Annotated in this window: 16 protein-coding genes and 1 pseudogene; 4 read left to right on the top strand and 13 right to left on the bottom strand. The window is 52.7% G+C overall.

The window, feature by feature from the left end; translation table 11 throughout:
- Positions 1 to 11: 11 nt before the first annotated feature.
- From ETG88_RS00535 to ETG88_RS00500, 8 genes and pseudogenes are all read right to left on the bottom strand, one after another.
- Positions 12 to 2276: a ComEC family protein gene (locus tag ETG88_RS00535; protein WP_129034331.1), complete on the bottom strand. Its 2265-nt coding sequence runs from the start codon at positions 2274 to 2276 to the stop codon at positions 12 to 14.
- 214 nt (positions 2277 to 2490) lie between these two features.
- On the bottom strand, positions 2491 to 2778 hold the full coding sequence (gene ihfB, locus ETG88_RS00530; protein WP_012016828.1) for an integration host factor subunit beta: 288 nt from the start codon (positions 2776 to 2778) through the stop codon (positions 2491 to 2493).
- Between the two features lie 238 nt (positions 2779 to 3016).
- Positions 3017 to 4690 (bottom strand): 30S ribosomal protein S1, encoded by a 1674-nt coding sequence (gene rpsA / locus ETG88_RS00525; protein ID WP_100776997.1) that lies wholly within the window; start codon positions 4688 to 4690, stop codon positions 3017 to 3019.
- A gap of 108 nt (positions 4691 to 4798) precedes the next feature.
- The gene (cmk, locus tag ETG88_RS00520) at positions 4799 to 5482 is read right to left on the bottom strand and encodes a (d)CMP kinase (protein ID WP_100776998.1); all 684 of its coding nucleotides are present in this window, start codon (positions 5480 to 5482) and stop codon (positions 4799 to 4801) included.
- Between the two features lie 169 nt (positions 5483 to 5651).
- Complete coding sequence (gene loiP, locus ETG88_RS00515) at positions 5652 to 6419, bottom strand: metalloprotease LoiP (protein WP_100776999.1); 768 nt, start codon at positions 6417 to 6419, stop codon at positions 5652 to 5654.
- Between the two features lie 154 nt (positions 6420 to 6573).
- A complete protein-coding gene (gene aroA / locus ETG88_RS00510; protein WP_129034330.1) occupies positions 6574 to 7857 on the bottom strand; it encodes a 3-phosphoshikimate 1-carboxyvinyltransferase in 1284 nt (427 codons plus the stop codon).
- A gap of 70 nt (positions 7858 to 7927) precedes the next feature.
- On the bottom strand, positions 7928 to 9016 hold the full coding sequence (gene serC / locus ETG88_RS00505; RefSeq protein WP_129034329.1) for a 3-phosphoserine/phosphohydroxythreonine transaminase: 1089 nt from the start codon (positions 9014 to 9016) through the stop codon (positions 7928 to 7930).
- A 162-nt stretch (positions 9017 to 9178) separates the two neighbouring features.
- Positions 9179 to 9870, bottom strand: a pseudogene (locus tag ETG88_RS00500) (DUF421 domain-containing protein).
- Positions 9871 to 10008: 138 nt separating this feature from the next.
- Between ETG88_RS00500 and ycaO the strand changes: the two are divergent.
- From ycaO to pflA, 4 genes are all read left to right on the top strand, one after another.
- A complete protein-coding gene (gene ycaO, locus ETG88_RS00495; RefSeq protein ID WP_100777003.1) occupies positions 10009 to 11769 on the top strand; it encodes a 30S ribosomal protein S12 methylthiotransferase accessory factor YcaO in 1761 nt (586 codons plus the stop codon).
- A gap of 406 nt (positions 11770 to 12175) precedes the next feature.
- A complete protein-coding gene (gene focA / locus ETG88_RS00490) occupies positions 12176 to 13033 on the top strand; it encodes a formate transporter FocA (protein WP_123429160.1) in 858 nt (285 codons plus the stop codon).
- A 49-nt stretch (positions 13034 to 13082) separates the two neighbouring features.
- On the top strand, positions 13083 to 15365 hold the full coding sequence (gene pflB / locus ETG88_RS00485) for a formate C-acetyltransferase (RefSeq protein WP_100777005.1): 2283 nt from the start codon (positions 13083 to 13085) through the stop codon (positions 15363 to 15365).
- A 204-nt stretch (positions 15366 to 15569) separates the two neighbouring features.
- A complete protein-coding gene (gene pflA / locus ETG88_RS00480) occupies positions 15570 to 16310 on the top strand; it encodes a pyruvate formate lyase 1-activating protein (RefSeq protein ID WP_100777006.1) in 741 nt (246 codons plus the stop codon).
- Positions 16311 to 16361: 51 nt separating this feature from the next.
- Here the strand turns inward: pflA and ETG88_RS00475 are convergent, their stop codons facing one another.
- From ETG88_RS00475 to serS, 5 genes are all read right to left on the bottom strand, one after another.
- Positions 16362 to 17510, bottom strand: coding sequence for an MFS transporter (locus ETG88_RS00475; protein ID WP_102105147.1), 1149 nt, complete (start codon positions 17508 to 17510; stop codon positions 16362 to 16364).
- A gap of 272 nt (positions 17511 to 17782) precedes the next feature.
- A complete protein-coding gene (locus ETG88_RS00470; RefSeq protein WP_129034328.1) occupies positions 17783 to 18646 on the bottom strand; it encodes a dimethyl sulfoxide reductase anchor subunit family protein in 864 nt (287 codons plus the stop codon).
- 1 nt (position 18647) lies between these two features.
- Positions 18648 to 19265, bottom strand: coding sequence for a DMSO/selenate family reductase complex B subunit (locus ETG88_RS00465; protein ID WP_129034327.1), 618 nt, complete (start codon positions 19263 to 19265; stop codon positions 18648 to 18650).
- Positions 19266 to 19275: 10 nt separating this feature from the next.
- A complete protein-coding gene (gene dmsA / locus ETG88_RS00460; protein ID WP_102105150.1) occupies positions 19276 to 21720 on the bottom strand; it encodes a dimethylsulfoxide reductase subunit A in 2445 nt (814 codons plus the stop codon).
- A 209-nt stretch (positions 21721 to 21929) separates the two neighbouring features.
- On the bottom strand, positions 21930 to 23222 hold the full coding sequence (serS, locus tag ETG88_RS00455) for a serine--tRNA ligase (RefSeq protein WP_100777011.1): 1293 nt from the start codon (positions 23220 to 23222) through the stop codon (positions 21930 to 21932).
- Positions 23223 to 23305: the final 83 nt, after the last annotated feature.

Here is a 23305-nt window from a genome sequence, read left to right as displayed (position 1 = left end):
AGCCGCATATTCTACCCGTTATCGACGGGCGCGCCAAACCACTGATGATACCAACGAGGTAAAAGTTGATCTCGTAAGCGTCGGATTTGCCAGCCATGTGGCGAAAAACGTACCGATATTTGCCCAGATTGCGGTGTATCGAGCCAAGAATAGCCCTCCTTTTTGTAGCGTCGAACGACTTTTGCTGACGGAAAATGCCATGCGTTGTAACGTGCCGCAGAGGCCAAAGCGACCTTCCCTTCCACGCGCTGAATGAGCGTCTGCGATGACGAGGTATTACTCCCATGGTGCGGCACCTGGATAAGTGTAGACGTTAGATATTGCCAACGATGACTTAACATCAGTTGCTCGGCTTTTGCCTCAATGTCGCCGGTGAGTAATACGCTGTGCTCACCGTCGTCAATTTTCACTACGCACGAGCGGTTATTTCCCTGCACCTGATACCCTTTCGGCGGCCAATGCGCTGTAAAGGTCAGGCCCTGCCACTGCCATTGCTCGCCACGAAAACAGGGCTGATGTCCGCCCCAGTCGAGCGGACTTCTTATCCATATTGACGGCCATGCTTTTTGCAGAGAGTGTAATCCGCCAATATGGTCCATGTGTTCATGACTGAGAATCACCCCTTCTGGCGTCAGATGGTGCCAGCGCAGCCAGGGGATAATTTGCTGTTGTGCACTGTCGCCCCCCGGCCAGGCTAAGCCGGTATCATACAAAATCGCCCTTCCCTGTCGCTCAACTACCATGGCCAGTCCCTGACCGATATCCAGCATATGCACCGTCCAGCCCTCGGTTTTCTGAGAGCGCCACAAGGGAAACGTCAGCAATACGCTTAATGCAAGACAGACTGCGGGGACTGACCGCCAGGCACGTAAACGCCATGCCATCACGGTAATCCACGGGAGGCAGGTGACGGCGAGCCAGCGCTCATCAATATCAATCCAGCCGTCCGGTAATTTTTTTAGCAATCCAAAAAGCAGATCCAGCGATTTATCAGCCAGAAACCAGACCTTGATTTCCAATACATTCAACGCACAAAGATGCAGCAACATTCCGGCCAGGATCAAGGGGACGGATATGAATGTAACCAGCGGCACGGCAAAGAGATTCGCGATTACAGAAGAAAGACTCATGCCATGAAAAATGCTGACCTGTAGCGGCAGTAGTAAAAACAGCATCCCAAGTTGCAAATCCAACAGTGCTGGCAGAGGTTTTAACCACCGCGGAAGTTGCCATTTTGGCAGGGGCAGCCACTGATACCAGAAAATAAGGGTCGCAACGGCAAAGGCGGAGAGTGCCAGGCTTTGTGAAAGTACGGCCAATGGATCGATAAACAGGATCGCCGCGACACAACATAACCAGACCTGCCACGGTGACCATTGCCGTCCACTCAGACGCAGCAATGCCATCACGGTAAGAGAGACGACAGTCCGTAAGGCTGGCGGCTGCATTCCTGTAAGCCAGGCGTAAAACGCCGCGAAGCAGACTCCAGCAAGTAGTGGTGTGCGCCAGTTAATCCAGTGGCATGGGAGTAAAAATTGAAGTCCACGAACGATGAGCCAGACAATTGATGCCGCAAGCGCAATGTGCAAACCCGAGATCGCCATCAGGTGCAAAGTCCCGGTCTCACGCATCAATTTTTTCACGTCTTGTGAGACTGCCAGACGCTCCCCCATTCCCAACCCAAGAATGACAGAACCCCATGTATAAGATGTGAGCGTTGAGGTAAGAGATGTGAGATAGCGGGAGCGCAGGCTGCACGTGGTATCAATCGCCTCGGCATGAGTGAAGCGACCGGTCAGAGGCTGATGCGAAGCAAGCGCATAGCGCTGCGAATCAAAACCGCCTTCGTTAAGCTCACCATGCACCGCGCGAAGATGCAGCGTCACCGCCCAGCGTTGCCCTGCACAGACCGCCTGCGGCAAGTAATTTCCGTAGAGCGTGACACCTGTCGTCGAAAACCAGGGCTTGCCGCCAAGGCTGACAATCCTGGCCTGATGGGTGGTGGCGCCATCTGTACCTGTGATGACGATTTCTGCCTGCTGTGGCCCGGCCGTCAGGTTTTGCATCGGCCATACGCACTCCAGCGCCGCTAAGACTCCCCAGGCAAAAAATATCAGCCATAGCCCCGCATACCGCAGATAAACCAGACGTTGCAGTGCCAGCAGGATGCCAACTGCAATGCACACCCAGACGACTGGCAAACCGGGGAGCGAAGGCAGCCAAAGTAATGGCACGATAGCTGAAATTAAACATGCACTGATGACTGGAATACCCACACACACCTCCCTGTTTAGGGACAGTTTGCTGTATGGCGTTGGGCGAGTCAGGCATGAAAATACGCGGTTGCAGCCATTGCCGAAGAGAATCTTTCGGGTTGCAGAAACAGCCATGCTGAGTTGCAGCGCTGCTTCAGATATTTAAAAATAGATAAGAAAAAAGCACCCGAAGGTGCTTTCTTTTGAAAAACCCAGTTCGCCCGAAGGCTAAAACTCAGTTTCCGTAAATATTGGCGCGATCGCGCAGTTCTTTACCCGGCTTAAAGTGCGGAACGTATTTGCCTTCCAGGTCGACTTTATCACCAGTCTTCGGGTTACGCCCGGTTCGTGGAGCACGATAATGCAGAGAGAAACTACCGAAACCGCGGATTTCAATGCGCTCGCCTTGTGCAAGAGTCGAGGCCATATGCTCTAGCATCTCTTTCACTGCATCTTCCACTGCTTTTGCGGGGATGTGCGATTGTTGGCTGGCAAGTCTTTCAATCAATTCTGACTTGGTCATGATTCCTCCGGTTCCTTCAAACCAATTAGCTGAACAGCTTATTAAACAAGGGCGGCCGTAGCCGCCCTTTGTTATTGATTACAGAACGAATCCTGCAATCTGTCAAGTCTGCTCGTCATCCTTCGAGCGGTCACTGCGTTAACTTCGCCTGTTCCACCCCAGTCATTTACTTGAGTAAGTGGCTGGGGCTCTCAGGTTCGTTGCCTTGTTACCGCCCAAACGATTTAGAGAACTTGAATTACTCGCCTTTAGCTGCTTTGAAAGCTTCAGCCATTGCGTTGTTAGAGAAACCTGCATCTTCCTGTTTGTTAACAGTTGCGATTGCATCTTTCTCATCAGCTTCGTCTTTAGCACGAACAGACAGGCTGATTGCACGGTTCTTACGGTCAACACCGGTGAATTTAGCTTCAACGTCGTCGCCAACGCTCAGAACCAGAGTTGCATCTTCAACGCGGTCACGTGAAGCTTCAGAAGCGCGCAGGTAACCTTCAACGCCGTCAGCCAGTTCTACGGTTGCGCCTTTAGCGTCAACTGCAGTCACTTTACCGTTTACGATTGCGCCTTTCTTGTTCAGTGCAACCCAGTTGTTGAACGGATCTTCTGCGAGCTGTTTAACGCCCAGAGAGATACGCTCACGTTCTGCGTCAACCTGCAGAACAACTGCAGCGATTTCGTCGCCTTTTTTGTATTCACGTACTGCTTCTTCGCCTGCAACGTTCCAGGAGATGTCAGACAGGTGAACCAGGCCGTCGATGCCGCCGTCCAGGCCGATGAAGATACCGAAGTCAGTGATAGACTTGATTTTACCTTCAACACGGTCGCCCTTGTTGTGGGTTTCCGCGAACTGCTGCCATGGGTTGTTTTTGCACTGTTTCAGGCCCAGGGAGATACGACGACGTTCTTCGTCGATATCCAGAACCATCACTTCCACTACATCACCAACGTTAACAACTTTGGATGGGTGGATGTTTTTGTTGGTCCAGTCCATTTCGGAAACGTGCACCAGGCCTTCAACGCCTTCTTCGATTTCAACGAAGCAGCCGTAGTCGGTCAGGTTGGTAACGCGACCAGTCAGTTTAGTACCTTCTGGGTAACGTTTAGCGATAGCGACCCATGGATCTTCGCCCAGCTGTTTCAGGCCCAGGGATACACGAGTGCGCTCGCGGTCGAACTTCAGCACTTTAACAGTGATTTCGTCGCCAACGTTCACGATTTCGCTTGGGTGTTTAACGCGTTTCCACGCCATGTCGGTGATGTGCAGCAGGCCATCAACACCACCCAGATCAACGAATGCACCGTAGTCAGTGAGGTTCTTAACGATACCTTTAACTTCCATGCCTTCCTGCAGGTTTTCCAGCAGCTGATCGCGCTCTGCGCTGTTCTCGGATTCGATAACGGCACGACGAGAAACAACAACGTTGTTACGCTTCTGGTCCAGCTTGATTACTTTGAACTCAAGCTCTTTGCCTTCCAGGTGCAGCGTGTCGCGAACCGGACGAACGTCTACCAGAGAACCTGGCAGGAACGCGCGAATACCGTTCAGCTCAACAGTGAAGCCACCTTTAACTTTGCCGTTGATAACACCGACTACAGTTTCAGCTTCTTCGTAAGCTTTTTCCAGCGTGATCCAAGCTTCGTGACGTTTAGCTTTCTCACGGGACAGCAGAGTTTCACCGAAGCCGTCTTCTACTGCATCCAGTGCAACGTCAACTTCGTCACCAACCTGGATTTCCAGCTCGCCCTGGGCGTTTTTGAACTGCTCTGCCGGAATGGCAGACTCAGATTTCAGACCGGCGTCAACCAGTACGATATCTTTGTCGATAGCAACAACAACACCACGAACGATGGAACCCGGACGGGTTTCGATTGTTTTTAAGGATTCTTCAAATAGTTGAGCAAAAGATTCAGTCATGTTTAATCTTCAGGTTAATATAACGTCCACCTGGCTCCATGCCGGATGGGGTTGTTTCACATACCCACCGTCAATCCATTGCAGCGGGGCACTACGAATCTGTCGCGATTAAGCGAGTGCCAATTTCTGGCGCGCGTATTGTAACGCTTTTTCAATCACTTGCTCAATAGTTAATCGGGTAGAATCGAGCACTAAGGCATCGTCTGCCGGAACAAGTGGCGCTACAGCACGATTACGATCGCGGTCATCGCGCTCTTTTATCTCGGATAAAAGGCGATCAAAGTTAACACTAAAGCCCTTTTCCTGCAACTGAAGCATACGACGTTGCGCGCGTTCTTCCGAGGAAGCGTCAAGGAAAATTTTCACCGGCGCATCAGGAAACACCACCGTTCCCATGTCACGACCATCCGCAATCAGGCCCGGCGCTTCGCGGAAGGCGCGCTGACGACGTAAGAGCGCTTCACGAACGCGCGGGAACGCCGCCACCTGCGAAGCCGCATTTGCCACTTCCTGGGTGCGGATTTCACCGCTCACGTCTTCCCCTTCAAGGATGACTTCAAGATTGCCGTTGGTGGACACAAAGCGGACATCCAGGTGCGCAGCCAGAGGCACCAGCGCCTCTTCAGAAGCCATGTCCACATGATGATGCAACGCCGCTAACGCCAGTACGCGATAGATCGCGCCCGAATCTAAAAGATGCCATTGCAATGCTTCCGCCATCGCTTTGCACAAGGTGCCTTTACCCGCACCGCTTGGCCCATCAATGGTAATTACCGGGGCAATTGCTGTCATCGTTCTCTCCTTCATTAAAGGCGTCAGTTACATAAACGCCGCGCATTATACGCGCCATTGCCCGCAACCGTTAATGTTGCTTGCAAATAACGGAATGTTTGAAGGTGAGTGTAGAAGAAATAGGCATCAAAGGACGGACTGGCGTAAAACCAGCCCGTAAGTCAAAGCGTTACTTCTTATCTGCCGCAATACGGTCGCGGATATGCTGCGCACGTTCTGTCGATGGCGGATGAGAATCAAACAAGGATTTTGCGTGGGCGCTGTCGAGGGCAGCCAGTTTATCGAAACTGCTGGCTAAACCCGCGGTGCTGATTTTACGTTTTTTGAGCAAATCGTAAGAGAAATCATCTGCCTCAGACTCCTGACTGCGCGAGAATGCAGAATTTATCGCCCCTTCCGCAATATCACCTAACTGGGACTGCGTGAGCTGAGACGCCACCCCGCTGGTTGCCGAAACAGCATCGCGAGCGGCAACAGTCGCATAGGCCGTCTGCATCGCTTTACGGGAATGGCCCAGCGCCACGTGCCCCAGCTCATGGCCTAACACCCCTTCGACCTCGTTGTCCGTCATCATATCCATCAGACTGCTGTACACACGAACACAGCCATTCGCCATTGCCCAGGCGTTGATGTCGCTGGTCAAATAGACCTTATAGTTAACCGGCGTGCCGTTAATAGTGTTCCCGAGCGCCTTCGCTATTTTATTGATGCGCTTAGTATATTTGCTTGAAGCGCCCGCAATCTCATTTTGGCTGTCCAGTTCTTTACAGCCGCCGTTGGCGATGGCTTTCGCATCAGCGTCAGAGAGCGTCGCGGCTTTATAGGCCGACATACCGGCGCTCGCGATCCCGTTAGGATCGACGCCGTTCATATTTTTACAGCCAGCAAGAAGCGTAGCGGCAATGGCCAGAGATAAAAGCAGTTTACGATTTTTCATATCTATCTTCCGTTGATTAACTTATTGAAAAATTATGGGTTAACCCACAACGTTCACGGGAAGATAGCACTCCACGATGTCATGAAAAAAGTTTGAAACGGGACATAAAAAAAGCCGACTCGTAGTCGACTTTTTCGTCTCATCCAGGGAAGAATCAGGCAAGTGTGCTAATGCGCGCCAGCTGTTCGAAATAGTCCGGGAACGTTTTTGCGGTGCATTTCGGGTCCAGAATTGTCACTGGCGTATCGGACAAGGCCACCAGCGAGAAACACATCGCCATACGGTGATCGTTGTATGTCCCGATCTCTGCAACCTGCAGTTTGGCTGGTGGCGTCACGCGAATGTAGTCTTCGCCCTCTTCCACTTCAGCGCCCACTTTACGCAGCTCCGTCGCCATCGCAAACAGGCGGTCCGTCTCTTTTACGCGCCAGTTATAGATATTACGTAGCGTTGTGGTGCCTTTGGCAAACAGTGCTGCTGTAGCAATGGTCATCGCCGCATCAGGAATATGGTTCATGTCCATATCGACCGCGTTCAGCTCACCGCGGGTACAGGCAATAAAATCATCGCCCCAGGTGATGACGGCGCCCATTTTTTCCAGCACATCGGCAAAGCGAATGTCGCCCTGAACACTGTTACGCCCGATACCGGTGACTTTCACCGTGCCGCCTTTAATCGCACCGGCAGCGAGGAAATAGGAGGCGGATGATGCATCCCCTTCCACCAGATAGTGGCCCGGCGACTGATACTGTTGCGCACCACGCACCACGAAGCGCTGATACGCCTGGTTTTCCACCTCGACGCCAAACGTCTTCATCAGATGCAGGGTGATATCAATGTAGGGTTTGGAAACCAGATCCCCTTTGATGGTGATCACCGTATCTTGAGATGCCAGCGGTGCCGTCATCAGCAGCGCCGTCAGGAACTGGCTGGAAACGCTACCGTCTACCGCTACGTCGCCGCCCGTAAATCCACCGCGAAGACGCAGTGGTGGGTAATTTTCCTGCTCCAGATAGTCAATCTGCGCGCCGCCCTGACGCAGGGCATCCACCAGATGACCGATCGGACGCTCTTTCATGCGTGGCTCGCCGGTCAGCACAACATTGTTGCTGCCCAGGCACAGCGCTGCCGCCAGAGGGCGCATTGCCGTACCCGCGTTGCCGAGAAACAGCTCCAGCTCGTCGACAGTTTGCAGCGCACCGCCGTTGCCCGTCACTTCACAACGCGTACGATCGGCTGACAGCGTGTACTGAACACCTAACGCGTTCAGCGCATTCAGCATATGGCGAACGTCGTCACTATCCAGCAGGTTAGTGAGAACAGTGGTGCCATTTGCCAGAGCAGCCAGCAGCAGGGCGCGGTTCGAGACACTTTTTGAACCAGGCAGATTAATGGTGCCATCTACCCGCGCGATCGGTTGTAACGTCAGGGATTCCATGAAACTTAACTCTCAAATCAACATAATAAAAACCCCGCAGCGAGGCTACGGGGGTGAAAAACTCGCGCAATTAACCGTGGCGACGTTCGAAGTCGGCCATAAAATCAGTCAGCGCTTTGACGCCTTCCAGCGGCATCGCATTGTAGATGGAAGCACGCATGCCGCCGACCACGCGGTGGCCTTTCAGGGCATGCAGACCCGCCGCGAAGGACTCTTCGAGGAACAGCTTATCAAGATTGCTGTCAGCCAACTGGAACGGCACGTTCATGCGAGAACGATTCGCGCTGGCCACGTCGTTGCGATAGAAGCCGCTGCCATCAATCGCGCTGTACAGAAGGGTCGCTTTTTGCTGATTGATCTTATCCATCTTCGCCACACCGCCATTTTTCTTCAACCATTTGAAGACAAGGCCAGAAAGATACCAGGCGAAGGTCGGCGGGGTGTTAAACATGGAGTCGTTATCATTCAGAACGGTATAGTCCAGAATCGACGGGCAGGCCTGGTGCGCTTTGCCCAGCAGATCTTCGCGGACAATCACTAACGTTAAACCAGCCGGGCCAATGTTCTTCTGCGCGCCAGCATAAATCACGCCGTAGCGGCTGACATCCAGCGGGCCAGAGAGAATGGTTGAGGATAAATCAGCCGTGACAACGACGTTGTCGCCAAAGTTTGGCTCTTCGTGAATGGCGATGCCGTCGATAGTCTCGTTCGGGCAGTAGTGAAGATAGGCCGCGTCGCTGGACAGCTGCCATTCACTCATCGGCTTCACGCCGCGCAGGCCATCAACAGTGATTTTGGCGTCGATAACATTCGGGGTGCAGTATTTTTTGGCTTCTTTCACTGCGCTGGCTGCCCAGTAGCCGGCATCAACGTAGTCTGCGGTGGTTTTGTCGCCGAGCAGATTCAGCGGGATGCCGGCAAACTGACCGCGCCCGCCGCCGTGGCAGAACAATACTTTGTAGTTCGAGGGAATATTCAGCAGATCGCGAAAATCTTTTTCTGCCTCTTCCGCCACCTGGATAAACTCTTTTCCACGATGGCTAATTTCCATCACCGATGTACCGAGACCCTGCCAGTCGCAAAGCTCCTGCTGAGCCTGTTTAAGCACATCCGCCGGTAGCATTGCCGGACCTGAACTGAAATTAAAGACCTGAGCCATTTACCCTCACCACGCTAAAAGCCATAAGTTATAACTGTGGATATCGGTTTTATCATTCAGTGACACGCGCCGCAATGTCTAAAACTTATGACCGGGAAAATGTGTCCCCGCTCACACAAAACAATCTGCCAGCGCGTTGTCACAAAACCGACAAATTGGCTGTCAGGTGACGCGTTTAGCCCGGCTCACCTTCGTCCATACTGGATTCGCACAGCGAGGGCAAAGTTGATGATCGCCCGGCTGCATCGTCAGAACATGGCTACAGCGTCGACAGGCGTACTCTCCTGCCTCCGGGACGGTGGTAAAGCGTTCAACGTATTCATCCGGCAAATGCATAAACCCGGTTTCACGTCATCGTCGTCATAGTAGTAGACGCTAATCTGCCCGTTCGTTTCCATGATCGCCAGCCGCACCTGGCCCAGCTGTTCCACGCTGTTTAAGCGCAGCTCCATGAAAAACTCAAATTCAGTCATGTTGGCGCTGCGCACCTTCTCCCAGGCCAGTTGCCCCTCTTCGACAATCACCACCGGCTTGCCTTCCAGCAGATCCTCGATTTTTTCGCTTTTCGACATCAGCCACATCACCAGCCGATAGAGCAAGCCCAGCGTGACAAAAACGATCAACACCGGAATCATCGGCACATCGTCATAAAACGCGACGTCACCGGCCGCAGAGCCGAGTGTCAGAATGATCAGGACTTCAAACAGCGACATCTGCCTTACGCCGCGCCGCCCTGTGATTTTGAGAAACAGAAACACCAGAATAAAGGTGTAGAGGCTGCGCAAAGCCACTTCCCCTAAGAACTCAAGCGGGACTTTGTCGAACGCCATCCGCTGAAGATCGAACGCTTTCATTTTTATTCGCCTTAACAGTAAGTTACTGCTGATAAGCATAGCTGAGTCTTTTATTTTCGCTCTTCTCCTCGCGAAGATAGCGCCTGCCACGCAAAACCCGTATCATTGCGCGCTTTACGTACGATAAAAGTGATCGCTATGACTCAAACATTTATCCCCGGCAAAGACGCCGCTCTGGAAGATTCCATCGCTCGCTTCCAGCAGAAACTGACCGACCTGGGTTTTAATATCGAAGAAGCCTCCTGGCTCAACCCGGTACCTCACGTCTGGTCTGTCCATATTCGCGACACCGACTGTGCGTTGTGCTTTACCAACGGTAAAGGCGCCACCAAAAAAGCGGCTCTGGCATCTGCCCTGGGTGAGTATTTTGAGCGCCTGTCCACCAACTACTTCTTCGCTGATTTCTGGCTGGGCGAAACCATCGCCAACGGCCCGTTCGTGCACTACCCGAACGAAAAGTGGTTCCCGCTGACGGAAGATGACACGCTGCCGGAAGGCATTCTGGATGCACGTCTGCGCAAGTTCTACGATCCGGATAACGAACTGACCGCCGGTATGCTGGTCGATCTGCAGTCCGGTAACGACGAGCGTGGTATTTGCGCCCTGCCGTTTACCCGTCAGTCTGACGATCACACTGTTTATATCCCGATGAACATCGTCGGCAACCTGTACGTGTCCAATGGCATGTCCGCAGGTAACACCCGTAACGAAGCCCGCGTACAGGGGCTGTCCGAGGTGTTTGAGCGTCATATCAAAAACCGTATTATCGCCGAGTCCATCAGCCTGCCGGAAATTCCGAGCGAGGTGCTGGCGCGCTATCCGGGGGTGGTGGAATCTATCGCTAAATTGGAAGCAGAAGGTTTCCCAATCTTTGCTTACGACGGCTCTCTGGGCGGTAAATACCCGGTAATCTGCGTGGTGCTGTTCAACCCGGCGAACGGCACTTGCTTCGCGTCGTTTGGCGCCCACCCTGACTTCGGCGTGGCGCTGGAACGTACCGTTACCGAGTTGCTTCAGGGCCGTAGCCTGAAAGATCTTGACGTCTTTACCCCACCAACGTTTGACGACGAAGAAGTGGGCGAACACACCAACCTCGAAACGCACTTCATCGATTCCAGCGGTTTGATCTCCTGGGATATGTTCAAGCAGGACGCCGACTATGAATTCGTGGACTGGAGTTTCTCCGGCACCACGGAAGAAGAGTTCGCCACGCTGATGGCAATCTTCAAAGCAGAAGATAAAGAAGTGTACATCGCCGATTACGAGCACCTGAGCGTCTACGCTTGCCGTATTATCGTGCCAGGCATGTCCGACATCTATCCGGCAGAAGATCTGTGGCTTGCCAACAACAGCATGGGCAGCCATCTGCGCGAAACGCTGCTGGCTCTGCCGGGTAGCGAGTGGGAAAAAGAGGATTATCTGAACCTGATCGCCCAACTGGACGACGAAGGCCACGACGATCTTACCCGCGTACGCGAACTGCTGGGCCTGGCAACCGGCAAAGACAATGGCTGGTACACCCTGCGTGTGGGCGAGCTGAAATCCATGCTGGCCCTGGCCGGTGGCGATCTGGATCAGGCTCTGGCCTGGACGGAATGGACCATTGAGTACAACCAGTCGGTCTTCAGCCCGGAGCGCGCTAACTATTATCGTTGCCTGCAAACCCTGCTACTCCTGTCTCAGGAAGAGGATCGTCAGCCGCTGCAATATCTCAATGCGTTCGTGCGTATGTACGGTGCCGACGCTGTTGAAGCCGCCAGCGCCGCACTGAGCGGTGAAGCGCCGTTCTATGGCCTTCAGGCTGTCGATAGCGATCTGAAAGCCTTCCCGGCCCATCAGTCACTGCTCAGAGCTTACGAAAAACTGCAGCGCGCGAAAGCGGCCTACTGGTCAAAATAAGCGCACATAGCATTACAGACAGTAGGCGTATTTCCACGTCTGGGCTATATTACTGGGCAATTTCATTGCCCCGTTTTTTTATTTCTTTTGCAATGAATTTTGATTGTAATAATAAAGTTAATTACAGGTAAATATAATTATGCTTACCTGGGCTTTACTGTTACTTTTTAGGGTAATTACTCCATTTTAATTAACTGCTTCGGGAGAGGTTACAGGAAATAATTCAACTCTTTTCATAACTTTTAAAATTTATTTTTATACGGATAATCAAAAACTTACTCCGCATTTGTTGCAAAACCACGCGCTTTGCGGGCCTATAAGCCAGGCGAGATATGATCTATATCAATTTCTCTTCTATAATGCTTTGTTAGTATCTCGTCGCCGACTTAATAAAGAGAGAGTTAGTGTGAAAGCTGACAACCCTTTTGATCTATTACTCCCAGCTGCGATGGCCAAAGTTGCCGAAGAAGCGGGTGTCTATAAAGCAACGAAACACCCGATGACGACGTTCTATCTGGCGATTACCGCTGGTGTGTTCATCTCCATCGCCTTCGTCTTCTACATCACTGCGACAACCGGTACTGCTGCGATGCCTTTCGGTATTGCGAAACTGATTGGCGGTATCTGTTTCTCACTGGGCTTGATTCTGTGCGTCATTTGCGGCGCCGACCTCTTTACCTCAACGGTGCTTATCGTGGTGGCAAAAGCGAGCGGAAGAATCACCTGGGGTCAGCTGGCGCGCAACTGGATTAATGTCTACGTTGGCAACCTGATTGGCTGTTTGCTCTTTGTACTGCTTATGTGGTTATCCGGCGAGTATATGACCGCCAACGGTGGCTGGGGACTCAACGTCCTGCAAACCGCTGACCACAAAATGCATCACACCTTTATCGAAGCCGTCGCTCTCGGCATCCTCGCAAACCTGATGGTCTGCCTGGCAGTCTGGATGAGCTACTCTGGCCGCAGCCTGATGGACAAAGCCATGATTATGGTTCTGCCGGTTGCGATGTTCGTTGCCAGCGGCTTTGAGCACAGTATCGCAAACATGTTTATGATCCCGATGGGTATCGTAATCCGCAACTTTGCGAGCCCGGAGTTCTGGACTGCAGTTGGTTCAACCCCGGAAAGTTTCTCTCACCTGACTATTATGAACTTCATCACAGATAACCTGATCCCTGTCACTATTGGGAACATTATCGGTGGGGGTCTGCTGGTTGGGTTGACATACTGGGTCATTTACCTGCGTGGCGACAATCATCATTGATGGTTTCTCAGGCAGTAAAGAAAAATCCACTTAAGAAGGTAGGTATCACATGTCCGAGCTTAATGAAAAGTTAGCCACAGCCTGGGAAGGTTTTGCGAAAGGTGACTGGCAGAAAGAAGTCAACGTACGTGACTTCATTCAGAAAAACTATACCCCGTATGAAGGTGACGAATCCTTCCTGGCTGGTGCTACTGACGCAACAACCAAGCTGTGGGACAATGTTATGGAAGGCGTCAAACTGGAAAACCGCACTCACGCGCCAGTTGATTTCGATACTTCCGTTGCCTCTACCATCACTTCTCACGACGCTGGCTACATCAACAAAGCCCTTGAGAAAATCGTTGGTCTGCAGACTGAAAAACCACTGAAACGTGCGATTATCCCGTTCGGTGGCATCAAAATGGTTGAAGGTTCTTGCAAAGCGTACAATCGCGAGCTGGACCCAATGCTGAAGAAAATCTTCACCGACTACCGCAAAACTCACAACCAGGGCGTGTTTGACGTTTACACCAAAGACATCCTGAACTGCCGTAAATCCGGTGTTCTGACTGGTCTGCCAGATGCGTATGGCCGTGGCCGTATCATCGGTGACTACCGTCGCGTTGCACTGTACGGTATCGACTTCCTGCTGAAAGACAAATACGCACAGTTCCTGTCACTGCAATCTGACCTGGAAAACGGCGTAAACCTGGAAGCGACTATCCGTCTGCGTGAAGAGATCTCTGAACAGCACCGTGCGCTGGGTCAGATCAAAGAAATGGCTGCTAAATATGGCTGCGATATCTCTGGTCCTGCTACCAACGCTCAGGAAGCTATCCAGTGGACTTACTTCGGCTACCTGGCTGCTGTTAAGTCTCAGAACGGCGCAGCAATGTCCTTCGGTCGCGTATCCACCTTCCTGGATGCTTACATCGAACGTGACATCAAAGCAGGCAAAATCACCGAGCAAGACGCACAGGAAATGATTGACCACCTGGTCATGAAACTGCGTATGGTTCGCTTCCTGCGTACCCCAGAATATGATGAGCTGTTCTCCGGTGACCCAATCTGGGCAACTGAATCTATCGGTGGTATGGGCGTTGATGGCCGTACTCTGGTAACCAAAAACAGCTTCCGTTTCCTGAACACCCTGTACACCATGGGCCCGTCTCCGGAACCGAACATCACTGTTCTGTGGTCAGAAAAACTGCCTCTGAACTTCAAGAAATTCGCTGCTAAAGTCTCCATCGATACCTCTTCTCTGCAATACGAGAACGATGATCTGATGCGTCCTGACTTCAACAACGACGACTACGCTATCGCTTGCTGCGTAAGCCCAATGGTTGTTGGTAAGCAAATGCAGTTCTTCGGTGCTCGTGCTAACCTCGCGAAAACCATGCTGTATGCAATCAACGGCGGCGTTGATGAAAAACTGAAAATCCAGGTTGGTCCTAAATCTGAACCAATCAAAGGCGACGTTCTGAACTTCGACGAAGTAATGGACCGCATGGATCACTTCATGGACTGGCTGGCTAAGCAGTATGTCACCGCCCTGAACATCATCCACTACATGCACGACAAGTACAGCTACGAAGCTTCTCTGATGGCTCTGCACGACCGTGACGTGGTTCGCACCATGGCATGTGGTATCGCAGGTCTGTCCGTTGCAGCTGACTCCCTGTCTGCTATCAAATATGCGAAAGTTAAACCAATTCGTGACGAAGATGGTCTGGCGACTGACTTTGAAATCGAAGGCGAATACCCGCAGTTTGGTAACAACGACTCTCGTGTCGATGACATGGCCGTTGACCTGGTTGAACGTTTCATGAAGAAAATTCAGAAACTGACTACCTACCGCAACGCTATCCCGACTCAGTCTGTTCTGACCATCACTTCTAACGTTGTGTACGGTAAGAAAACCGGTAACACCCCAGACGGTCGTCGCGCTGGCGCTCCATTCGGTCCAGGTGCTAACCCAATGCACGGTCGTGACCAGAAAGGTGCAGTTGCCTCTCTGACTTCCGTTGCTAAACTGCCGTTTGCTTACGCGAAAGATGGTATTTCTTATACCTTCTCCATCGTGCCAAATGCGCTGGGTAAAGACGACGAAGTGCGTAAAACCAACCTGGCAGGTCTGATGGACGGTTACTTCCATCACGAATCGTCCATCGAAGGTGGTCAGCACTTGAACGTGAACGTGATGAACCGTGAAATGCTGCTCGACGCGATGGAAAACCCGGAAAAATATCCGCAGTTGACCATTCGTGTATCTGGCTACGCAGTACGTTTTAACTCCCTGACTAAAGAACAGCAGCAGGACGTTATCACCCGTACTTTCACTCAATCCATCTAACTGGAATTGACTGAAATCACGCAGTAAAAAGCGTACAATAAAGGCTCCACGTCAGTGGGGCCTTTTTAACACCCTCTCCACACCAGTCTCTTTTGTCCGCTATCTATATACTTAATGGATAACAGCCAAAACAGACTCGACATAGCCGATGAGCTATGCACATAAACAGGTCCCGGACGGACCGAATCTGGAGATATCACCGCAATGTCAACTATTGGTCGCATTCACTCCTTTGAATCCTGTGGCACCGTCGACGGCCCAGGCATCCGCTTTATTACCTTCTTCCAGGGCTGCCTGATGCGCTGCCTGTACTGCCACAACCGCGACACCTGGGACACCCACGGTGGCAAAGAGATCACCGTTGAAGAGCTGATGAAAGAAGTGGTCACCTATCGCCACTTTATGAATGCATCCGGTGGCGGCGTGACGGCCTCAGGTGGCGAAGCAATCCTGCAGGCTGAATTCGTTCGCGACTGGTTCCGTGCCTGCCGCAAAGAAGGTATTCACACTTGCCTGGACACTAACGGTTTTGTCCGTCGCTACGATCCGGTGATTGATGAACTGCTTGAAGTGACCGATCTGGTGATGCTCGATCTGAAACAGATGAACGATGAGATCCACCAGAATCTGGTTGGCGTCTCGAACCACCGTACTCTGGAATTTGCCAAATACATTGCCGATAAAGGAATCAAAACCTGGATCCGCTATGTGGTTGTTCCGGGTTGGTCAGATGATGATGACTCCGCGCATCGCCTCGGCGAATTTACTCGCGACATGGGCAATGTCGAGAAAATCGAGCTGCTGCCCTATCACGAGCTGGGCAAACACAAGTGGGTGGCGATGGGCGAAGAATACAAACTCGACGGCGTTAAACCGCCTAAGAAAGAGACGATGGAACGCGTCAAAGGCATTCTCGAACAGTATGGTCACAAAGTGATGTACTAAAAGAGGTCTGAATGACAAAAGCCCGGGCAATGTGCACCGGGCTTTTTTTTATCAGGCATGCGCCACTGGCGTCGGATGCTCCCCTGCTTTTCGCAGCAGCATCAGGAGATAGATAAACGACACGCTGGCAATCATGATAAACAGCAGATTATCGGAATAGCTCTGCATCAGCATGGACGTAAACGTCGGACCCAGCAGGCTGCCGATGGTATAGCTCAGAAGCAGTGCCTGATTCATCGCCACCAGCTGGTGATGCTCGACTTTTTCACAGGCCCAGGCCATCGCTACCGGATAGAGCGTAAAGCCCGCAGCGCCCAGGATAAACAGCGCCGGGGCCATCGCCGCGTTGCTCAGCATCGCCAGACAGCCCATGATCACCACGAAAACCTGCACGCGCAGCACCAGCAGACGACCAAATTTATCGGCCAGTTTACCGATAGGCCATTGCCCCACGATGCCCGCGCTGACCATCACAGCCATCCAGAAACCAATACCGGAATCACTTACACCTTTATGATTCAGGTAGAGCGGCATCAGGCCGTACAGCGAGCCGAGTACAATCCCGGAGATAATACAGCCGTTGATACCCAGGCGTGCATGACGCAATCTGAGCATCGGCCAGACTTGCGTCGCTTCCTGATGTTCGCTGCCCTGGTTCACAATTCGGGTAAAGAGCAGAGGCAGAATCGCCGCCAGCACCATACCGGTTACCCACGGCAGGACGCTCATCAAATCGGTAGGCAGTTTGCTGATCATCAACTGACCCAGCACCGTCCCCACGTAATAGACCATCATGTACGCCGCCAGTAAGCGGCCACGATTGCGGGATGTCCCACTGCACATCAATGCGCTTTCCACCACCACCCAGATCATCGCGCAGCCGACGCCAGCGATAAAACGGAAGCTCATCCAACTCCAGAATCCGACCATCACGCCCAGACCAACGCAACCGGCCGCAAAGATCAGCGAGGCCAGGTAATAACTGCGGTTGAACCCGAAGCGTTTGATCAGTTTACCGGTCAGCAAAGTACCCAGCAGATTACCGGTAAAATAGGATGAGCTGACCATACCCACCTGCCATGTCGGAAGGTTTTCATGGGCGAGCCAAAGCGGGACGAGCGTATTTAATACCGCTATCGCCAGGGTCAACAAAAGCAGGCCACAGAGCAAGAGCAGCACTGGGCGGGTGTAGGTGGTCATGGATTTTAACCGTGAGGAAGTAAAGATTCGAGCGCATCATGCCACCGGCAAAAACAAAGTCAATCCATGCAGTTAGCGGCCTCGCACTATTTGTTCGCTGTCGATTTAAAAAATTCATCCTCCGTGCGCAGCCAATACAATGCGTAATAATTATCTGATTGTTTTTATTAATCTCTGAGGCAAATTAACGGCCGCGCTCAGTTGAAAAATTTCATGATAGAAAATAAAAAAGCCGGAGCAATTGCCCCGGCTCGATATAACCAAATGATCGTTTAACTGGCAACAGCCATACCTACCGTCATATGCAGACCGTAGAACACACCGCGACCAATCAGCTCCCCTGCCAGTACCAGCACGAAGGCCAGAGACAGCAGCGGAACGGCCGGTTGATACCCTTTCACCTGCGGGATCACCCAGCAGGCCAGAGCCGCAACCAGCAGTGCGATACGCCAGGCCATCAGCGAACCGTAATCCGGAACCAGCGCCGACGCTTGCTGAATAGAGCTATGGATAGCCGCCAGCTCAGCGCCCTGCATCAGCGCAACCATTGCACTGATCACCAACGCCAGCAGTGATACCGCCGGCAGAAGGCGCATTGCCCAACCATCGACACCCGCCACGCGCAGCAGCAGAAAGCCCAGCAGCGGACCACCAATAAACATGGTCAGGAAGAAGCTCATTGGTGTCCAGACGCTGTACCAGGTAGGAACGGTATCGATGGTGTTATAGACGCGTACCATCATCCAGACAAATACGACCCCAAGCAACATGGTCACGATCAGCCACACTCCCCGCAGCCCTGACGGTAACTTCTTCAGTGCTGCCAGCAGCCAGCCAAGACCACCGACAGCAAAGAAGATCGCCCCACTCGCAATTTCATTACTGAGCGAAGAGGCGCCGATACGGTTCAGGGAGTTAAATGCGCGCAGCGGGGAGCCGAGGTGGAGCGTGGAGGCGATAAAGCCAATCCCCATCAGCACCCACAGGCCGAACATACCCAGTATCAGACGCTGTTGCTGCTCAGCGCGTAAATCACCTTTTAGCAATGCCAGAGCGAGGACAATAAACCCGCCCACCACGCACTGTCCGAAGACGGTGAAAATCATCAACGGCCATTCATGCCATCCACTTCCCATCTCACACCTCCTTCGGATTGGCCAGGTAGCCGGTGGTATCACCCGTCGGACGGCTATTGGCATTCGGTTTAATAACGATACTTGGCTTCGTGAAGTGCGCAGACGGCAGCGGCGCGACAGCGGCAAGCTGACCGTGTTTCTGACGCAGCTCTTCAATCGGGCCAAAGTCCAGCGCGCGCAGCGGGCAGGACTCCACGCAGATTGGCTTTTTACCGTCTGCGACGCGGGTGTGGCAGCCGTCGCACTTGGTCATGTGACCTTTCGCAGCGTTGTACTGCGGCGCGCCGTATGGGCAGGCCATATGGCAGTAGCGGCAGCCGATGCAGACATCTTCGTCCACCACCACAAAACCGTCGTCACGCTTGTGCATCGCGCCGCTTGGGCACACTTTGGTACACGCGGGATCTTCGCAGTGGTTACAGGCGATCGACAGATAGTAGGCAAACACGTTCTGATTCCAGACGCCGTTGTCCTCCTGCCAGTCGCCGCCTGCGTATTCGTAGATACGGCGGAAGCTGACATCAGGAGTTAAGTCTTTGTAATCTTTACACGCCAGCTCGCAGGTTTTGCAACCGGTGCAACGACTGGAATCAATGAAAAATCCATACTGGGTAGTCATCGGTTACTCCTTATACCTTTTCAACCTGAACGAGGTTCGTGTGGGACGGATTGCCTTTCGCCAGAGGCGACGGGCGCTGCGTAGTCAGCACGTTAATGCTGCCAGCCTGATCGATGCGATTGGCATCCGGGTTGTACCAGGCCCCTTCCCCCAGCGCGACCACGCCTGGCATCATACGTGGCGTCACTTTCGCCTCGATATGCACCTCACCGCGATCGTTAAAGATACGAATGCGATCGCCATTGGCAATGCCACGTTTCTGCGCATCCATCGGGTTCATCCACATCTCCTGACGGCACGACGCTTTCAGCACATCGACGTTGCCATAGGTAGAGTGAACGCGCGATTTATAGTGGAAACCGGTGAGCTGCAGTGGGTATTTGGCGATGAGCGGATCGTTATAGTTCTCAAAACCAGGGGTGTAGATCGGCAATGGATCGATGACATCCCCTTCTGGCAGCTCCCAGCTGGCGGCAATTTTTGCCAGTGCTTCAGAGTAAATCTCGATTTTGCCAGACGGCGTAGTCAGTGGATTCGCCTGCGGATCTTCGCGGAACGCTTTATAAGCCACATGATGCCCTTGCGGATCGCGCTGTTTGAACATCCCTTGCTTACGGAAGGTGTCAAAATCAGGCAGTTCAGGCATCGCCTTGCGGGAGAGTTCATACAGATGACGCATCCATCCTTCCTGAGTACGGCCTTCCGTGAACTGCTGCTCAACGCCGAGACGTTTAGCCAGTTCCGTGGTCATCTCGTAGATGGTTTTGCATTCAAAGCGCGGTTTAATTGCCTGGTCGGCAAAGATGACGTACGACATGTTGCCGCAGGAGGCATCCAGCGCGAAGTCCATCTGCTCAGAGGCGGTGCAGTCCGGCAGCAGTATATCGGCATATTTCGCCGACGAGGTCATATGGCAGTCGATCACCACAATCATCTCGCATTTTTTGTCATCCTGAAGGATGTCATGCGTGCGGTTGATATCTGAATGCTGGTTAATAATGCAGTTACCGGCATAGTTCCAGATCATCTTGATCGGCACATCCAGTTTATCTTTGCCGCGCACACCGTCACGCAGGGCCGTCATTTCTGGGCCGCGTTCAATCGCATCGGTCCACATAAACATGGAGATACTGGTCTGCACCGGGTTTTCCAGCGTTGGCATACGTTCGAATGGCAAAGAATAAGAGCCTTCACGCGCGCCGGAGTTACCGCCGTGGATGCCGACGTTGCCCGTTAAAATTGAGAGCATCGAAATCGCGCGAGTGGCAATTTCACCGTTCGCATGACGCTGCGGGCCCCAGCCTTGGCTGATATAGGCCGGTTTCGCCGAGCCAATTTCACGCGCCAGTTGCACAATACGCTCAACGGGAATGCCTGTGATGGTGGATGCCCATTGCGGCGTTTTCGCCACGCCATCGCTGCCCTGTCCAAGGATATACGCCTTGTAATGACCGTTAGCCGGGGCGCTGGCTGGCAAGGTTTTCTCGTCATACCCGACACAGTATTTGTCGAGGAATGGCTGATCGACGAGATTCTCTGTGATCATCACCCACGCCAGCGCATTCACCAGCGCCGCATCGGTACCGGGGCGAATCGGGATCCATTCATCTTCACGACCGGCGCCGGTATCCGTATAGCGCGGATCGACGATGATCATCCGGGCATTAGATTTTGCGCGCGCCTGCTCGAGGTAATAGGTCACCCCACCGCCGCTCATACGCGTTTCACCCGGATTGTTGCCGAACAGAACCACCAGTTTGCTGTTTTCGATATCGGACGGGCTGTTGCCGTCGGCCCAGCCGCCGTAGGTGTAATTCAGCCCTTCGGCGATTTGCGCAGAGGAGTAATCACCGTAGTGATTGAGATAACCGCCGCAGCAGTTCATCAGACGGGCAATCAGCGTTTTTCCCGGTGGCCATGAGCGAGTCAGGGTGCCACCGAGCGTGCCGGTACCGTAGTTCAGGTAGATGGATTCGTTACCGTGCTCTTTGATCAGTCGCTGCATATTCCCGGCGATGGTATCAAAGGCCTCTTCCCAGCTGATGCGCTCAAACTTCCCTTCACCGCGTTTGCCCACGCGTTTCATTGGATATTTGAGGCGATCCGGATTGTAAACACGACGACGCATCGAGCGACCACGCAGGCAGGCACGAACCTGATGTAACCCTTCGTAGTTATCATCCCCGGTGTTGTCGGTTTCGACATATTTGATTTCACCATCGACAACGTGCATCCGCAGCGGGCAACGGCTGCCACAGTTGACGGTACAGGCGCTCCAGACCACTTTATCCGGGGCACTCAGCGGCGCGATAGCTTCAGCCGCGGTTGCCATCCGTGAAAAAGGGAGAGTGAACGCGCTGCTGGCAACGGCCAGGCCACCAATCGCCGTCGTTTTGACTAACCCGCGACGACTCACCTCGGCAGCCAGAAGAGCATCAGGCGCTTTGATTTTCATAGAAACTCACTTTGGTTGCTCACAAATAAATAAAGGTGCGGCACACGCCGCTATATAGTTTTTTATATAACGATTTGATTCGTTATTAGATTTTTATGCTAATAATGAGTGAGGTGAGTATTACTACTTTAGGAGGATAAGTTATTGTCTGGAGTCAAAACGCAGGCATAAAAAAAGCGCCATCAGGCGCTTTTTTGTTTTAGGGCAAATCAACCGATGTACTGCTGGCCTTTCATGTACGGGCGCAGCACTTCAGGGATCTCAATACGGCCGTCTGCCTGCTGGTAGTTTTCCAGCACCGCAACCAGCGTACGGCCCACAGCCAGACCAGAACCGTTCAGGGTATGAACCAGACGGGTTTTCTTGTCAGATTTGCTGCGGCAACGCGCCTGCATGCGACGCGCCTGGAAATCCCAGACGTTAGAGCAGGAGGAGATTTCGCGGTAGGTGTTCTGCGCAGGGACCCAAACTTCCAGGTCATAGGTTTTACAGGCACCAAAGCCCATATCACCCGAGCACAGCGCCATACGACGGTACGGCAGACCCAGCAGTTCAAGCACTTTCTCTGCATGGCCGGTCATCTCTTCCAGCGCATCCATCGACTCTTCCGGGCGAACAATCTGAACCATCTCGACTTTGTCGAACTGGTGCATACGAATCAGACCACGGGTGTCACGACCGTAGGAACCCGCTTCAGAACGGAAGCACGGAGAGTGTGCAGTCAGTTTGATTGGCAGATCGTCTTCGTCGATGATTTCATCGCGAACAAGGTTGGTCAGCGGCACTTCAGCTGTTGGGATCAACGCATAGTTGCTGCTGTCTGCTTCTTCGTCCAGCGGACGAGTGTGGAACAGATCGCCTGCAAATTTCGGCAACTGGCCAGTACCGTACAACGTATCGTGGTTAACCAGATACGGAACGTAGGTTTCGCTGTAGCCATGCTGCTCGGTGTGCAAATCCAGCATGAACTGCGCCAGCGCACGGTGCAGATGCGCGATCTGGCCTTTCATCACCACAAAGCGAGAACCGGTCAGTTTCACCGCAGCGGCAAAATCCAGACCCGCATGCATTTCACCGAGGGTGACATGATCGCGCACATCGAAGTCGAATTCACGCGGGGTACCCCAGCGTTTCACTTCAACGTTATCATTTTCGTCTTTGCCGACAGGAACGCTATCGTCAGGAATGTTCGGGATCGCCAGCGCGATATCACGAATTTCGGTCTGAAGAACATCCAGTTCAGCTTTCGCCTGATCCAGCTCTTCACCCAGTTTGTTCACTTCCAGACGCAATGGCTCAATGTCTTCCCCGCGTGCTTTCGCCTGGCCGATGGATTTCGATCGAGAGTTACGCTCAGCCTGCAGATTTTCAGTTTGTACCTGCAGAACTTTACGACGCTCTTCAAGAGCGCGCAGCTTATCTACATCCAGCTTAAAGCCCCGGCGTGCCAGTTTTTCAGCGACTGCGTCTGGCTCGTTACGCAGCAGATTGGGATCGAGCATGCTTATCCTGTGCTTATCGAATTAAATGAGGAAAAGTGACCACAGCCTGCGGTCACAGGGATACATTGCCAACATTACCGCAA

Origin of the sequence: Lelliottia nimipressuralis, from assembly GCF_004115925.1 — a bacterium.
GTDB classification, from domain to species: Bacteria; Pseudomonadota; Gammaproteobacteria; order Enterobacterales; family Enterobacteriaceae; genus Enterobacter; species Enterobacter nimipressuralis.
This window is presented reverse-complemented; position numbering and strand designations above follow the sequence as displayed.

Coding starts and splice junctions, on each gene's coding strand:
- ihfB (WP_012016828.1), bottom strand. CDS start 2,778: ATGACCAAGTCAGAATTGATTGAAAGACTTGCCAGCCAACAATCGCAC.
- ETG88_RS00465 (WP_129034327.1), bottom strand. CDS start 19,265: ATGACTACCCAGTATGGATTTTTCATTGATTCCAGTCGTTGCACCGGT.
- dmsA (WP_102105150.1), bottom strand. CDS start 21,720: ATGAAAATCAAAGCGCCTGATGCTCTTCTGGCTGCCGAGGTGAGTCGT.
- ETG88_RS00470 (WP_129034328.1), bottom strand. CDS start 18,646: ATGGGAAGTGGATGGCATGAATGGCCGTTGATGATTTTCACCGTCTTC.
- rpsA (WP_100776997.1), bottom strand. CDS start 4,690: ATGACTGAATCTTTTGCTCAACTATTTGAAGAATCCTTAAAAACAATC.
- serS (WP_100777011.1), bottom strand. CDS start 23,222: ATGCTCGATCCCAATCTGCTGCGTAACGAGCCAGACGCAGTCGCTGAA.
- serC (WP_129034329.1), bottom strand. CDS start 9,016: ATGGCTCAGGTCTTTAATTTCAGTTCAGGTCCGGCAATGCTACCGGCG.
- ycaO (WP_100777003.1), top strand. CDS start 10,009: ATGACTCAAACATTTATCCCCGGCAAAGACGCCGCTCTGGAAGATTCC.
- pflB (WP_100777005.1), top strand. CDS start 13,083: ATGTCCGAGCTTAATGAAAAGTTAGCCACAGCCTGGGAAGGTTTTGCG.
- loiP (WP_100776999.1), bottom strand. CDS start 6,419: ATGAAAAATCGTAAACTGCTTTTATCTCTGGCCATTGCCGCTACGCTT.
- pflA (WP_100777006.1), top strand. CDS start 15,570: ATGTCAACTATTGGTCGCATTCACTCCTTTGAATCCTGTGGCACCGTC.
- ETG88_RS00475 (WP_102105147.1), bottom strand. CDS start 17,510: ATGACCACCTACACCCGCCCAGTGCTGCTCTTGCTCTGTGGCCTGCTT.
- cmk (WP_100776998.1), bottom strand. CDS start 5,482: ATGACAGCAATTGCCCCGGTAATTACCATTGATGGGCCAAGCGGTGCG.
- aroA (WP_129034330.1), bottom strand. CDS start 7,857: ATGGAATCCCTGACGTTACAACCGATCGCGCGGGTAGATGGCACCATT.